Annotated in this window: 9 protein-coding genes; 5 read left to right on the top strand and 4 right to left on the bottom strand. The window is 50.6% G+C overall.

Translation table 11 applies throughout. From position 1 onward, the window contains the following. Positions 1 to 92: 92 nt before the first annotated feature. A complete protein-coding gene (locus TH63_RS12175) occupies positions 93 to 1,130 on the bottom strand; it encodes a hypothetical protein (RefSeq protein WP_048921168.1) in 1,038 nt (345 codons plus the stop codon). A 343-nt stretch (positions 1,131 to 1,473) separates the two neighbouring features. On the opposite strand from TH63_RS12175, the gene TH63_RS12170 reads away from it, so the two are divergent. The 4 genes from TH63_RS12170 (at position 1,474) to TH63_RS12155 (ending at position 9,298) form a co-directional block, all read left to right on the top strand. Then, entirely contained in the window at positions 1,474 to 4,905 is a 3,432-nt protein-coding gene (locus tag TH63_RS12170) for a choice-of-anchor J domain-containing protein (protein ID WP_082161670.1), read from the top strand. Positions 4,906 to 5,044: 139 nt separating this feature from the next. Then, entirely contained in the window at positions 5,045 to 6,760 is a 1,716-nt protein-coding gene (gene ggt / locus TH63_RS12165; RefSeq protein WP_082161821.1) for a gamma-glutamyltransferase, read from the top strand. Positions 6,761 to 7,095: 335 nt separating this feature from the next. Continuing rightward, a complete protein-coding gene (locus tag TH63_RS12160; RefSeq protein WP_076606477.1) occupies positions 7,096 to 8,001 on the top strand; it encodes a PorP/SprF family type IX secretion system membrane protein in 906 nt (301 codons plus the stop codon). 133 nt (positions 8,002 to 8,134) lie between these two features. Beyond that, on the top strand, positions 8,135 to 9,298 hold the full coding sequence (locus tag TH63_RS12155; protein ID WP_048921165.1) for a trans-sulfuration enzyme family protein: 1,164 nt from the start codon (positions 8,135 to 8,137) through the stop codon (positions 9,296 to 9,298). Positions 9,299 to 9,388: 90 nt separating this feature from the next. On the opposite strand, the gene TH63_RS12150 is transcribed toward TH63_RS12155, so the two are convergent. After that, positions 9,389 to 11,497 (bottom strand): carboxy terminal-processing peptidase, encoded by a 2,109-nt coding sequence (locus TH63_RS12150; RefSeq protein WP_048921164.1) that lies wholly within the window; start codon positions 11,495 to 11,497, stop codon positions 9,389 to 9,391. Positions 11,498 to 11,821: 324 nt separating this feature from the next. Here TH63_RS12150 and TH63_RS12145 point away from each other — a divergent pair, with 324 nt between their 5' ends. After that, entirely contained in the window at positions 11,822 to 12,655 is an 834-nt protein-coding gene (locus tag TH63_RS12145) for an energy transducer TonB (protein WP_048921163.1), read from the top strand. Between the two features lie 119 nt (positions 12,656 to 12,774). On the opposite strand, the gene TH63_RS12140 is transcribed toward TH63_RS12145, so the two are convergent. Both TH63_RS12140 and TH63_RS12135 read right to left on the bottom strand, forming a co-directional pair. Then, on the bottom strand, positions 12,775 to 13,311 hold the full coding sequence (locus tag TH63_RS12140; RefSeq protein WP_048921162.1) for a hypothetical protein: 537 nt from the start codon (positions 13,309 to 13,311) through the stop codon (positions 12,775 to 12,777). 209 nt (positions 13,312 to 13,520) lie between these two features. Beyond that, positions 13,521 to 14,630, bottom strand: coding sequence for a S1 family peptidase (locus tag TH63_RS12135; protein WP_048921161.1), 1,110 nt, complete (start codon positions 14,628 to 14,630; stop codon positions 13,521 to 13,523). Positions 14,631 to 14,676: the final 46 nt, after the last annotated feature.

Genomic DNA, 14,676 nt, shown 5'->3' with positions numbered 1-14,676 from the left:
GACCAAACACCTTTTAAGCCTGTTTTCATGAAAACAGGCTTAAAACAGAAAGAGCCTCCACTGGAGGCTCTTTCTGTTTAGAATAAGTAAGGTTAGGCCGCTGCTGATAAGTGCATTGGCTGGGTGCCGCCGTCAAAGTTGGGCTCCACCTGTTGGTGCAGCCGGGCTTCCACGAAGCTGTGCTGCAGGTGCTCAGGCAGCTCGGCTACCATTTTCTGGTATTTCTCCAGCCCCAGGGCCTGCGCCACGTAGCTTTCATGAATACCGTTCAGGTAGCTCACAATGGCCAGCAAGGACTCATGGAACAACCTGAAATCAATGTCGGCCTCTACGAAGCGGTCAATCTCCTTCTGCGAGGAAGAGATGCGCAGGCGGCTTAACAGGTCAAACAAGGTAGTGTACCCCATCCGCCAGGTAATCTGCTGCCAGTGTTGCGTCGACCATTTATCCAGCACCTGACCGGTCTTGCTGCTTTTGATGGCCGTAGTAGGGTTGCTCTGTACCTGCTGCCGAATGGTGTTGGCGGTTAATTTGCGAGTGGTGCGCAGAAACTGCCCAATCTGGGCCTGTGCCTCAATCTCCTTGCCGGCAATCTGCAGACTGGCTTTGTAACCTGCCAGCGGCAACCTATGGATACTGAAATCATTGTAGGCCCCGGCCGCATAAAACCCAATGGTTCTGGGGTACGCGTTTTTCACCACCAGTCTTCCAGCCTCTCTTCTAATGGCGGCCTCATGGTTGGTTCTCACGCCCAGTGTGTACAGAAACGCTTGCAGCCCCGCAAAAATAGAATAGTACGCCTGCGGGAACGTCCAGTGCAGGGCGTTGCGCAAATACATTTCATCGCCTAATTCGGCGGTGGCGCGCAAGGCATACTCCGTGCTCCAGCAGTTATGCAGGATCTTGGTAAGGGCCTGCAATTCCTGCTCAGACAGATTAGCGTTGTGCTGCCGGAAGAAGGCCTGGTGTTTCAGGCCCGCCTCCTCAGAGCTATGGTTAATATGGTAATTAATGGCAAAAAAGTAGTTAAGGAAAACCTGCGCCGGAATAGATTTCTTCCAGGCAGAATCCTGCGTTTTTTGCTCTTCCTGGAAGAGCGGAATCACATTCTCGTCTTGTACCTTCTTCATATATACCCAACAGAAAAGCCAGGCCCAGAGTTGCATTTTATAGGATTTTTAAATGTATTAAATGTGCTGAAAATCAATTAGTTATGAAATAATTTCCCAAAATAATTAGTATTGCTAAAAATAATGGATTGAAGGGCTTTTAGACAGAAAAAGTAGAGTAAAGATACCTTGAAAGGCCTTGCTGTAAACCGGAAAATAATTTACTTAATAATAACATTGGCTTGAGAAGGAATGGTTACTTTTGTCAACGGCATACGAAGCACTAACCCTTGTAAGTAAGTAGGTTGAGTAAGTCACCTCTTTTCTCCTTGTATTTCAATCCCAATTAAACTTTATACTTTTTATGGTAAAACATTTACACAAACTAGGCTTACTGCTGGCTAGCTTCCTCCTAATGGGCAGTAGTGGTTTGGCCTATGGGCAGGCACTGCAAGAAGACTTCTCTTATGCAAGCGGGGCAGAATTAGTGACTCAAACAGGATGGGCACTTACCGGTACCACAACCACTAATCCAATTCAGGTTTCCACAACTGGATTAAGCTATCTTAATTTAGCTGGTTCTGGCGTAGGTAAGGCGGTAAATTTAGTTACCACCGGGCAAGACGTAAACAAGGTAATTGGAACATCCTATACCAGCGGCGCGCTTTATACCTCTTTCCTGGTGAACTTTAGCGCTGCTCAAGCTACAGGTGATTACTTCTTTCACTTAGGTCCGGCTTCTATGGGTAGCACTTATGTGCCAAGGGTATTTGCTAAGAGCACAACGGGTGGCGTTCTTCTAGGGGCAAGTATTTCCTCTACGTCTCCTGTGTATGGTACTGAGGTATTGGTACTAAACCAAACGTATTTAGTGGTCCTGAAACACAATTTTGTGACTGGTAGCTCTAATGACGTGGTAGAGTTATTTGTCAACCCAGTTTTGGGAGCAGCTGAGCCCACAACAAATTACGTGAGCGCTACCGCAGGAACTGACCCTGCTAATTTAGGCACCATAGGCTTACGCCAAGGAACCGCAACTAGTGCTCCAACCTTAACATTAGATGCTATTAAAGTTGGTACTACCTGGGGGGAAGTAATTGGAACTTCAGTGGCTGATACTACCCCTCCAACGTTTGTGTCAGGAACGCCTGCCAACGCGGCCACCAACGTTTCTACAGACCTTGATTTAGTTCTGACATTCAGTGAGCCTGTAGTGGCCGGTACGGGTACTGTTACTATCTCCTCCAGCACAGAAAGCCTTATACGGGCAGCAAATGACCCTGAAACTGTTTATAACGGATCAACAGTAACGGTACGTAACCTTGCGTTAAAGCCAAATACCACCTACACGGTGACAGTAGCGAATACCGCCTTTAAAGATGCCGCCGGCAATTTCTTTGCGGGCATCACAGGCAGCACCTGGACTTTTACTACTGCTGCGGTAGCCACGCCAAGCATCAACGCCTCTGTATCTAGCCTTGACTTCTCTCCAACGGCGGTTAATAAAATGTCTGCCGTTAAATCTTACACAGTAACGGGAGCCAGCTTAACCAGCAATGTAACTGTGGCCGTAACCGGTCCTTTCCAAATAGCAAAAGGCGAAGGCGCCACCGTAGGCACTTTCGGAACCACCGCTTTAACCTTCACCCCAGCCGAAATTACTGCAGGAGCCAATGTGTCTGTTCGTTTCATGCCAACTGGTTTGGTAGCTAGCACCGGCACTATCATCCATTCCTCTACCGGCGCCCAGGACGTGATGGTAAACCTGACGGGAACAGGAATTAATCCGTTGGTGCAAAACTTCAATGACCCTAACTTCCTGACCAACTCCGGTTGGACCCAAGTGAACGTTTCAGGGCCTGCCAATAGCTGGATGTACACCTCCACAGGTCCAAACTCCGCCCCGGGCGCTGCCGTGATGAACGGTTTTTCAGATACAAATACGCCAAGCAATGATTGGTTAATCTCTCCGGCCATGGACCTGACTTCCATGTCTGATTTTGCAGTTCTGTCTTTCTATGCCAGAAAGTTCTTCGCCGGCCCAGGGTTGAAACTGTTTGTTTCTACCACTTATAATGGCTCAGGAACCATTAATGCCGCTGACTGGACTGAGATTGAAGGTGATTTCCCTACCGCTACCGGTACCTGGAAACAATCTACCGGTATCAACCTGACTCCTTATAAATCAGCGACTACTTACGTGGCCTTTGTTTACCAGACTACCGCTGGTGGTAGCGGGAATACCTCAGAATGGAAAATTGATGACTATAAAGTTGAAAGCGTTACTACGTCATCTTTAATCCCAACTACCGCTTTAACTTTTGCCGAGACCGCGCCTAATGCCGTGTCTGCCAGCCAAAGCTTTAGGTTTACTACTTTAGGGCACGGTAACATCACCATCACCGCTCCGGCAGGCTTCCAGGTTTCTGCAGATAATACCACCTTCGCTTCTTCTATTGTGGTGCCTTCGGCTACCGCCGAGGCCGGTGCTACAGTATATGCGCGCTTTGCTCCAACGGCTAAGCAATTAAGCTATACCGGAGCTCTTGCTTTTGCAGGCTCTGTGGGCAATTTCACGGCCAATGGACCAACGGTGTCTGGTTCATCCGTTCTTCGGTCTGAGACGTTTGACATTGCTACCTACAACGTGGAGTTCTTCGCCTCAGATATCAAAGACGGCACCGGTGAATTTGGCCCTACCAATGATCCCTTGCAGATTGAGAACGTGACCAAGGTGTTCCAAAAACTGAACATGGACATTATTGCCGTGGAGGAGTTGTCTGAAGAACCAGCTATGGATCAGGTGTTAGCCGCCATGCCGGGTTATGCGAAAAGCATCTCGCAGGTGTATTCTTATTCCATCAAGCCTAATTCTTCTACCACACCATTCCCAGCCCAGAAGGTAGGTTTCATTTACAACACCGCCACCGTGAGACCAGTAGGGTTCAGGGTTATGTTTGAAGCCCTCTACAGACAAGCTGTGGCTGGAACCACTACCTTGATTGATGATGATTTCTGGTCTTCAGGCAGATTGCCTTACATGGGCACATTTGACGTAACCGTAGACGGTATCACCAAGCGCATAAGAGTAATTGACATCCACGCCAAGTCTGGTTCTTCTTCTACAGATTATAACCGCAGGTTAGCTGATATCAGAGTCTTGAAAGATTCCCTGGATACCTACTATAAAGACCACAACGTGATTTTGTTGGGAGACTACAATGACAACGTGTTTGGTTCTATCAACAGCGGTGGCGTGTCAAGCTACAACTCGTTTGTGACAGACGTGGAGAAATACAAAGTTCTTACCTATCAGCTGGCCCAGAGCGGAGCCTATTCTTTCCCAAGCTCTAACAGCTTCCTGGATCATATCACTATCACTAATGAGCTGGTAGATGATTATATGCCAAACTCTATCACTGTTGAAGACCCTAACGCTTACATCAACAGCTACGCTACCACTACCTCAGATCACTTGCCGGTGTATGCCAGATTTGCTTTCACCGCCAATGATCTGTTAGGAGTACGCGAAGAGAAAGTAGCCTCGTTCAGGGTAACGCCTAACCCAACCACGGGTGCGGTAACCTTGCAATTGCCTGCTGGTGTTTCGTCACAAGGCAATTTGTCTGCGGTGGTGTATAACCTGCGTGGCGAAGTGGTAGGCCGTTCTACCGGTTCTACAGACGTTCTGAACAAGCAACTGACCAAGCAATTAGGCAGTGCCGCCGCCGGTATGTACCTTATCAAGGTGCAGGCAGGAGACAAAACCTACCAGGCCAGAATCATCAAGAACTAATCTCTTAGGTTTACCTATACCAGAAAGCCTGCCGGATAATTTCCGGCAGGCTTTTTTTATGCCTTGTAAATTCCTTACTTGTCTTGCCGGCTCGTTTTGCGTTTTGAGCCTGTTTTTCAGAAAACTGCCCCAAACTAATATGAAAAGATTCTCCGTTTACCCTGTTCTGTTCCTCTGGCTTTTTGTACAGCTAAGCGGCTGTAAACCTAGTGGCCCTTCGGTGTCTTCCGCCCTAAAGGAAAAAGGGGAGACCGGAAAGCAGGGCATGGTGGTGAGCGCCCACCCCGAGGCCTCACGCATAGGGCTGGAAATCCTGCAGAAAGGCGGCAATGCCTATGACGCTGCCGTGGCTACTGGTTTTGCCCTGGCCGTGGCTTACCCCGTGGCCGGGAACATTGGCGGAGGCGGGTTTCTGGTGTACCGCAAGCAGGACGGTGAGGTAGGAGCCCTGGACTACCGCGAGAAAGCGCCTCGCGCCGCCACCCGTGACATGTATTTAGATGCCCAGGGAAACGTGGTGGCAGATGCCAGCACCTTGGGGCATTTGGCCGTGGGCGTGCCGGGCGCCGTGGCCGGCATGGTGGCCATCCACCAGAAGCTGGGCAGCCTGCCCTGGGCGCAGGTGGTGCAGCCTGCCATTGACCTGGCCCAGAAGGGAGTTGTTTTAACAGACCGCGAAGCCCGCATGCTCAATGCCTCCAAAGCAGAGTTTATCAAAGCCAATAAATTCAAAACCGGGCTGGTGCGGGAAACCCCCTGGCAGAAAGGTGATGTGCTCCCCCTGCCGGAACTGGCCCGCACCCTGGAACGGATAAGAGATAAAGGCCAGGCCGGTTTTTATGAAGGCAAAACCGCCGACCTGGTGGTAAAGGAAATGCAGCGCGGAGGCGGTATTATTACCCACCAAGACCTAAAAGAGTATGAAGCCAAGTGGCGCCAGGCCATCTCTGGTACATACCGCGGCTACAAGGTCATTTCCATGCCAGCCCCCTCCAGCGGCGGCATTGCCTTGCTGCAGTTGCTTAAGATGGTGGAGCCCTATGACCTTTCCCGCTGGGGCTGGCAGCAGGCCAACACGGTGCACGTGATGGCGGAGGCCGAGCGCCGGGTATACGCAGACCGCGCTACTTACTTAGGCGATCCCGATTTTGTGAAAGTGCCCGTCTCTGGTTTGTTAGATGCGGAATATCTTAAAAAACGGATGGCTTCTTTTTCCATGGAAAAGGCTACCCCTTCCAGCCAGGTAGCGGCGGGCCAGTTGCTGGTGAAGGAAAGTGACCAGACTACCCATTATTCCATAGTAGACCAATGGGGGAACGCGGCCTCCATAACCACCACGTTAAACGGCGGGTATGGGTCTAAGGTAGTGGTGGAGGGTGCGGGCTTTCTGTTGAACAATGAGATGGATGATTTCAGTGCTAAACCCGGCATACCCAACATGTTCGGGTTGATAGGAGGGGAGGCAAACGCCATTGCCCCCGGCAAAAGAATGCTCAGTTCCATGACCCCAACCATTCTGGAGAAAGACGGGAAACTATTCATGGTGATAGGAACACCCGGTGGCTCCACTATCATCACCTCCGTGTTTCAGGCTATCTTGAATGTGGTAGACCACGGCATGAGCATGCAGGGCGCCGTGACGGCCCCACGCTTCCACCACCAATGGTTGCCAGATAGAATAGAAGCGGAGCCTGCCGCCTTAGACTCCGCCGTACGGGAGGCATTGCAGCAACGGGGTCATGTTTTGCAGGAACGCAGACCCTATGGGGCGGTGGAAGGAATCTTACGGCTGCCTAACGGAACCCTGGAAGGTGGGGCAGACCCCCGGGGGGATGATACAGCCAGAGGTTTTTAGTCCGTTTTTGGAGAATCTTTCTGGGAGTTAAGATGGCCTTTGAGAAAAAAGCCTCTGGGTAAACTCTTATACCTAGAGGCTTTTATGTGTCTAGGAAGGTAGCGCCCAAAAAAAAGTTTTTACTCCTCCTAAAAAATGTAACCCCCAAAATGCCATACCTACGCGTATAGTCCGGTTTATTTTTTATTATTAGATTTTTTGAATATATAGGGTTACGTTTTTATGAACTTTATTTTTGGTAAGGAGGTTCTTTCCACATCTTTCGCTAGTACCTTTGTCTAGGCCCAGCGGGAGAAACGTGACTGGAAATCCTTTATTAACCATTAAAAAATAACATGAATCTGAAACAAGTTGTTGCTTTCAGCCTGCTATTATTGTCTGCAAGTATTACCCAAGCACAGGATAATCCCCAAAGAATGGTTATACCCCGTGTGTATCAGCAAAATTATTTTTACCTGAACCCGGCCTTCGCCGGAGCCGATAAGAGAAGGGAGTTTGGCGTGAATGGCCACCTCAACTCTATCAGAAGAAATGCCTCTTCCTCTCCTTTGTCTGTAATTGCACATTACCAAGGCAACATCAATGACAGTAACCCTAACGGGATTGGAGTTATTGGGATCTATGACCAGTTTGGCCCGTACTGGTTAGGTAAACTTGGCTTTACCTACGCCAAACGCTTTAGGTTAGGTACTGAAAGCAGCCTTTCCTTCGGGGCCCAGCTAGCCGCCGAGTACATGCAGGTGGACCTGGCGGAGATGACCGTAGACCAGGAAAAGAAAATGATTGGCCATGACAATGACCTTCGGCCCGATGTGGATGCCGGGATGTGGCTGAAAATCCATAATTTCTACGCCGGTGCTACCGTTGCCAGTATTCTGGAGCCTACCTACAACCTGGTGGAAAGCGCAGAGCACGTAGGCGTGAGAGAACTGTTGGTGACCGCAGGTTATAAGCTTAACCTGGCCCAGGATATCAGCATCACTCCCTCCTTCCTGATGAACCAAGCTTTGAAAGGCGGAACCCAGGAGTACCAGTTTGGGACCATGGCGAACGTGAAGTTCCTGACGGGTGGTGTGAATTACCGGGGCCAGTTTGATAAATCCGCTCCCTGGAACGTGAACGCCGGTATCAACGTGAAAGACAACGTTCAGCTCACTACCTCTTTTGACATTACCAAAGAACATAACGGCTTGGCCAAGCCAGATCCGCAGGTAGAAGCAAACCTTCGCATCCGTTTCTAACCAAACTAGTGCCTGTAAACAGAAAGGACCTGCCCATGGGCAGGTCCTTTCTGTTTACAGCAAAATCTGTGCGTGCCTTGGTAAAACCCTGGAAAGCGGCTGGCAGTAGAAGGAAGAAACTTTCCTACTCGGCATGGACATATCCTACATCCTGAATGAATTAGGGGAAGACCGCTCAGCGTATTTCAATGCGGTGGCGCCTCCCATTTTCCAAACCAGCAACTTTGCCTGTAAAACCGTAGCAGAAATGCGGTTTGCACTGGAGCATGAGGCTGAAGTAGACTTTTATACCCGCGGCAACAACCCCACCGTTGACATGCTGGAGAAAAAGCTGGCCGCGCTGGAAGGTACGGAACACGCCATTGCCTTTGGTAGCGGCATAGCGGCCGTGACGGCGGCGGTTATCTCTAGGGTAAAAGCAGGAGACCACGTGGTCTGCGTGAAGAAGCCCTACACCTGGACCAATAAATTGATGAATCATTTTCTGCCCCGGTTTGGGGTAGAGGTAACCATGGTAGATGGGGCAGACCCCCAGAACTTCAGCCAGGCCATGCAGGAGAACACCGTCCTGATTTATCTGGAAAGCCCCAATTCCTTTACCTTTGAGCTACAGGATATTGCCGCCATAACGGCCATGGCCAAAGAACGGGGCATCACCACGGTCATAGACAACAGCTTTGCCTCTCCCTTGTTTCAGAACCCGGCGGCCATGGGCGTAGACCTGGTGGTACATTCTGCTACCAAGTACATTGGCGGGCATAGTGACGTGATGGGCGGGGTGGTGTGCGGATCCCGGGAAATGATAAACCAGATCTTTGAGACCGAGTACATGACCCTGGGGGCCGTGCTGTCACCGAATGATGCCTGGCTTCTTTTAAGGGGATTAAGGACCTTGCCGGTGCGCATGGAAAGGATTGCCCAGACTACCCGGCAGGTAGTGGCGTATCTGCAGCAACGGCATGAGGTGGAAGAGATCATTTGGCCGTTCCTGCCGTCACACCCCCAGTACCACCTGGCCAAAAAGCAGATGCGCAACAACACCGGGCAGTTTACCATACGCCTGCGCACCGACCACATAGAAGAAGTAGACAGGTTCTGTGACAGTCTGCAGCACTTTTTGATGGCGGCCTCGTGGGGCGGGCATGAATCATTGATCTACCCGGCGGCGGCTTCCTACAAGTCTGGCAATTATAAATCTGCGTTGCCCTTTACCTTGGTGCGGTTTTACATTGGGCTGGAAGACCCCGAGTACCTGATCAGGGATTTGGAGCAGGCGTTCGGGAAGATGAGAGGCTAAGCCGTTTTAGGGCCGTTTTCACGAAAACGCATAAAAAACGCCGCTACTGAAACCAGTAGCGGCGTTTTTACTTTAGACTTTCTTTACAGCTTATAAACCGCTTCTCATGATGGCTACCGCCTCCTGAATGTAGAGGTCTTTCTTGGCGTTGCGGGTAAAGGCCTGGAAACGGGCGCTGGCTGCGGTATCTCCGGCAAGTTTGGTCACGTCAGGTTTCAGGCCTGCCACGTCTAACTGCGGAATGTTTTTACGCACAGCATCCAGTTTCTTAGACTCTTCCTGGCTCTTGCGCTCCTCGGCTAAATACGTGCTCAGCTTTAGGGAGCGGGTAGAGTTCTCGGTTCTTTCTTTCAGGCGAAGAGCCGTCTGGTTGATAAGAGAGAACGTTGGGCTTTTGTCTACTCTGGCTTTGGAAGTGGCCTTCAATTTCTCAATAGAGAAGTTAGGGCTGGACCAGGCCGTGAACTTAGCCGGCTGAATCTCATCAAACGGCAGTGCGTATTCCTGTTCTTTCTCCCCGTACTTCAGGTACGTATAGGTATCTGGTAACAGCACATCTGGGGTGACGCCGCGCAGCTGCACAGTTTTACCACTAATGCGGTAGTATTTCTGGGTAGTGAGCTTTAAGTGGCCTAATGGTTTTACACCGTCAAAAGAGGCCGGAAGCACCTGGTCCAGGTCAAAGAACTGTTGAACGGTTCCTTTTCCGTAGGTGCTGCTACCCACAATAAGACCACGTTTGTAGTCCTGGATAGCGGCGGCCATGATCTCAGACGCCGAGGCGCTGTTCTCGTTCACCAACACTACCAACGGGCCACCAAACTGAACCTGCGAGTCGCGGTCATCCAGCACAGCGGCCGGGCCATTGGCAGATTTTACCTGCACCACAGGGCCAGACTTAATGAAAAGCCCTACCATGTCCACCACATCCTGCAAAGAGCCACCACCGTTGTTTCTCAGGTCAAGGATGATACCGGCGGCGTTTTCCTGCTTCAGTTTCTGCACCTCAGCCGCTACGTCTTTTCCGCTGTTGCGGCCACCGGCGTTTTTAAAGTCGGCGTAGAAGGCAGGCAGATGAATGTAGCCAATAGGCTTAGGTCCTTTGATCAGCAGTGATTTGGCGTAGCCTTCTTCGCGCACCACCACATCTCTAATGATAGGGATGATCTTCATGGAGCCGTCTACTTTCTTCACGTGCAGGCGAACCTCGGTGCCTTTTTTACCTCTGATCAGGGAAACAGCCTTGTCAATCCGCATGCCCTGGATGTCTACGGGCTCGTCATTGCCTTGGGCTACCTTCAGGATCATGTCACCGGCTTTCAATTCGCCTTGTAGGTAAGAAGGACTACCCGGTGTGATCTCAGATACTTTGATAAAGCCGTCTTTTTCCTGCAGTACCGCGCCAATACCCTCTAACCTTCCAGAGAACTCAAAGTCAAAGTCTTCTTTCTCTTTAGGGGCATAATACTCGGTGTGCGGGTCATAGATGTTGGCAAAGGAGTTGAGGTAAGAAGACCGCCAGTCTTCGTTCTCCAATTGCTTCATGCGCTTAAAGAGGTCATCATAGTTCTCCTTCAGCTTTTTGCGGGCATCGGCCTCAATGGCTTCCGGGGTTTTTTTAGGTTCTTTAGAACCGGCGGTATCTGCTTTCTGCTGGCTGTCTATGGCGTCTGCCACCCTAATAAGCGCCTGGTATTTCAGGTACTTGCGCCATTCCTCTTTCAGGGCGGCCGGTGAAGACGCAAACTTGAGTTTCTCAGGTTTCACCTCAATGGTTTCTTCCTGATCAAAGTTGAAAGGCTTGTCCAGAATCTCTTTGTAATAGCTTTCCGCCTCATTCAGGCGTTGCTGAAACAGGGACATAGAGAGGTCAAAGAACTTAAAGGAACCGTTCTTGAACTCATCATCCAGCTGGGTCTGGTAGGCCATGAGTTGGTCCACGTCAGACTTAAGCAGGAATTTCTTATTATAGTCTAACCGCTCCAGGTAAAGCTTGAAGGCTTTTTTGGAGAAATTATCATCTAGTTTTTCAGGCGCGTAGTGGGCTGAGCTAAGTCCCTGCAAGAGGACTTTAGAAAGCACCTCGGTCTTTTGGTCCCGCACTTCTCCCTGGGGTTCCAGGAGTTTATAGGAGGTAACACCAAACACCACAGAGGCGGCAGTGCCCAACGCGACCAATTTAGTTTTTAATGAAAACATATAGTATTGTAAGTAAAGTCTTTAAATCTAAATGCAAAAGTAGTGCCTAATTCTTAGGAGCACTTTTCTTAAACGCATACCTGTTCCAGAAAGGTGTGGCGCAGAAATTTATTTATGAAAAGAAATGCAAGTAAGCAGAACATGGCAGTACTTATGCATTCTGAGTGTAAAATTTTAACAATAGAAGATTGGTTTTTGTTTCTTCTGGCCTTTTCTGCCAGAACGGCAGGTCAGAAGAAATGTAAATAATCTGCGCAGCGGTATGGAAAACAGCGGGCACGGGTATCATGTGGGAAACAAGACCTCACCTAAAACCCCAAAGCCATGGAACCCAATACCGCCATTGCCATCTCTTTAGAAGACATGATTTTTGAGGGCCGTAACAAAGCCTACGGCGCCTATGTGCTGCGCAAAATCTACCACCAGCACCTCAGCCAGGCCCTGCTGTATGCCATAGGGTTCTTCGTGCTCTTGTTCTCTGCCCCCGTGATCGCCAACCTGCTGGCCGGCAAAAAGAATAGTATACAGCAAAGCACGGGATGCACCATTACCATGACCAGGGTTGTCCTACCACCTGTGAAAGAGGTAACCCCGGAAAAAGCCTCTGAACCAGCTGCTGCCAAAGCCACAGCGCCTACCGTAAAGAACACCACCCCTAAAGTGGTAGACAATCAAACCCCGGTGGTGGATGATATCCCAACGCAGGAGGATTTGCAGAAGGCTAATTCAGGATTAACTACGTCGCAAGGCGATGGAGAAACGGAGATTGGGAACCCTTTGCCCGGTGAGGGCACCGGCGGTGGTAACAGTACTGGCTCCGGGGAACCTACCGCGGCTGCCACCCAGATATTCATAAGCGCCGAGCATATGCCGGAGTTTGAGGGCGGCATGAAAAAGCTGATGGCCTACCTGGGCAAGAACATCAGGTACCCTAAGGCGGCCCAGGCGCAGGGCGTGGAAGGAACGGTGGTCTTGAGTTTTGTGGTGTCAGTGACCGGGGAGATCAATGACGTACAGGTGCTCAAAGGGCTAGGGTACGGAACCGAGGAAGAGGCCGTGCGGGTAGTAGAAAAGATGCCGCGCTGGAAACCCGGTAGCCAGAACGGCCGAGCCGTGCCGGTGCGCATGACCCTGCCCATCAGGTTGAAGTTGAAATAAGCTAATTTCTGTTTTGGGCCCGTTTTCCGTAAAACAGGTCGAAAACAGAAAAGAATAGCGCAAAAAAAATCCCCGGCTCTGGGTAGAGCCGGGGATTTTTACGGAGGGGTATCTATATATTAACGGTAGATATGCTCACCGCTGTTGGTGCGCCACTCGTTTTCAAAGTAATCTGCATCTTCCGAATTACGCGGAGTAACGCCCATTACAATTCCACCTTCTTTAATACCAGACTCATATACTTTGGCACGCTCCTCAGGAATACCAGAGCCTACCAGGGCTCCCAGTAAGCCACCAGTTAGTCCACCGGCTCCGGCACCAGCCAGACCAGCTGCCAACGGTCCTGCAATGATAAGGCCTAAGCCTGGCAGCGCCACAGACGTACCAATAGCGGCAATAGCGCCAACAATGGCACCAAGGGTACCACCAATGGCAGAACCTGCGCCAGCACCTTCAAGGGCTTTGCTTCCAAGTTCAGTGTCATTGTTCACGTCATCTGAGAAATGGCGCTTGCGAGCGTCATCGCTCATGATCACGTTTACATCGTCTTTGCTGTAGCCACGGGAATGCAATGCGTTGTACGCACGCTCCGCGCTAGCTCTATCTCTGAACATACCCGTCATCATTCTTGAGTTGTTTTCGGTGCGATTTTCCATAGTTCGTTGTTTAATGTTTAGTAGATGTAACATATTAGTAATTACAGTGCCAGCCGCAAAACCGGCAACTAGCAATCAGAGCTTTGATAAACGCAATCAATCAGTATTAGTTACAAGGTCCGGAAAAGAGCAAAAGAAAAACGCCCGTGGTTGCACGGGCGTTTTAAGGGTGTTTTCAGGAAAGAAGGCCTAAACCAGAGGAACTTAGCTTAGTTATATATTTTCACCATGTACACAAAATCCTGGAGCTTCTTTAGTTGCTGCGGACGGCTGGTACCGGCCAGGGCGTTCACTTTTGGCAGGGAAATTGGCTTAGGCAAACGGTGCTCAGGCAACTGCTCCAGCAAGGTAAGCAGGTAGGCAGATTTTACCGCGAAGGCCGCGCCGTCTACACCCAGCATCTTACCGCTGATCACGCCAATCATGTTGCCGCGGTCATCCAGCAATGGCCCGCCGCTGTTACCGGGGTTTAAAGGGATGGAGATCTGGTAAGAGGCGGTGTCACCGTACACGCCAGACCGGGAGCTCAAGGTGCCTTCGCCAAACACTACGTCTTCTCTAGGGTAGCCCAGGGTGAATACCTTTTCGCCTAGCTCGGTTTCCTTTGCTTTAAAGGAGTAGGGGAGTTTCCCGAAGCCTGTAAAGGCCGTGTCGGTTACCCGCAGCAAGGCAAGGTCACGCACCTGGTCAGAATAGATTTCCTCTACCTTGTATTTGGTGCCGCTCTTGTTTTCGATCATGAGCGAGTCTGCGCCTTCTATCACATGGTAGCTGGTCACAAAATATCCGTCTGAGGTAAGGGCGAAGCCGGTACCCGTAAACTGGCCGGGGTTAATGGTGGCCGCCCTTGGCGAAGTGGAAGTGGTGTTAAGCAGCGCGTCCTGCTGGCGTTTAAGCGCATCTACCTCCCGTCTCAGCTCCACGTAACGGGCCGTCTGCTGCTTGGTGGCATTGCGCCACATTTCCATGCCCAACAAGCTGCTGAACACCGTGACAATGGCCACCGTGGCGGCTACGCCCATGGTGGCACCGTAGCGGCGCATGAAAATCTGCATAGGGGTACGGCGGCGTAAAACCGGCACGGGGGCCGCCACCTGGTTTTCCTGTTTCCAGGTTTGGTGCTGGCGGTTAAGGCGGTCACGCAAAGACTTTTGCTTGCCATGGTTCTGCAAAGCAGTATGGAAAAGCTGGGCTTCCCGCACCTTCTGGGCAAAAACCGGGTCAGAGGCCATTTGCTCTTGCAGTGCCTGGCGCTCAGCAGACGTTACCTGGTGTTGGTGGTAGCGCTCTATCAGTTCTAATAATTCCCTGTCACTCATATATAGGTGTGCATTTGCTCAGATGCCTGTATGTACGCAATCATGG

Origin of the sequence: Rufibacter radiotolerans, from assembly GCF_001078055.1 — a bacterium.
GTDB classification, from domain to species: Bacteria; Bacteroidota; Bacteroidia; order Cytophagales; family Hymenobacteraceae; genus Nibribacter; species Nibribacter radiotolerans.
Note: the sequence above shows the minus strand (reverse complement) of the source record. Positions and strands in the feature narration are given on the sequence as shown.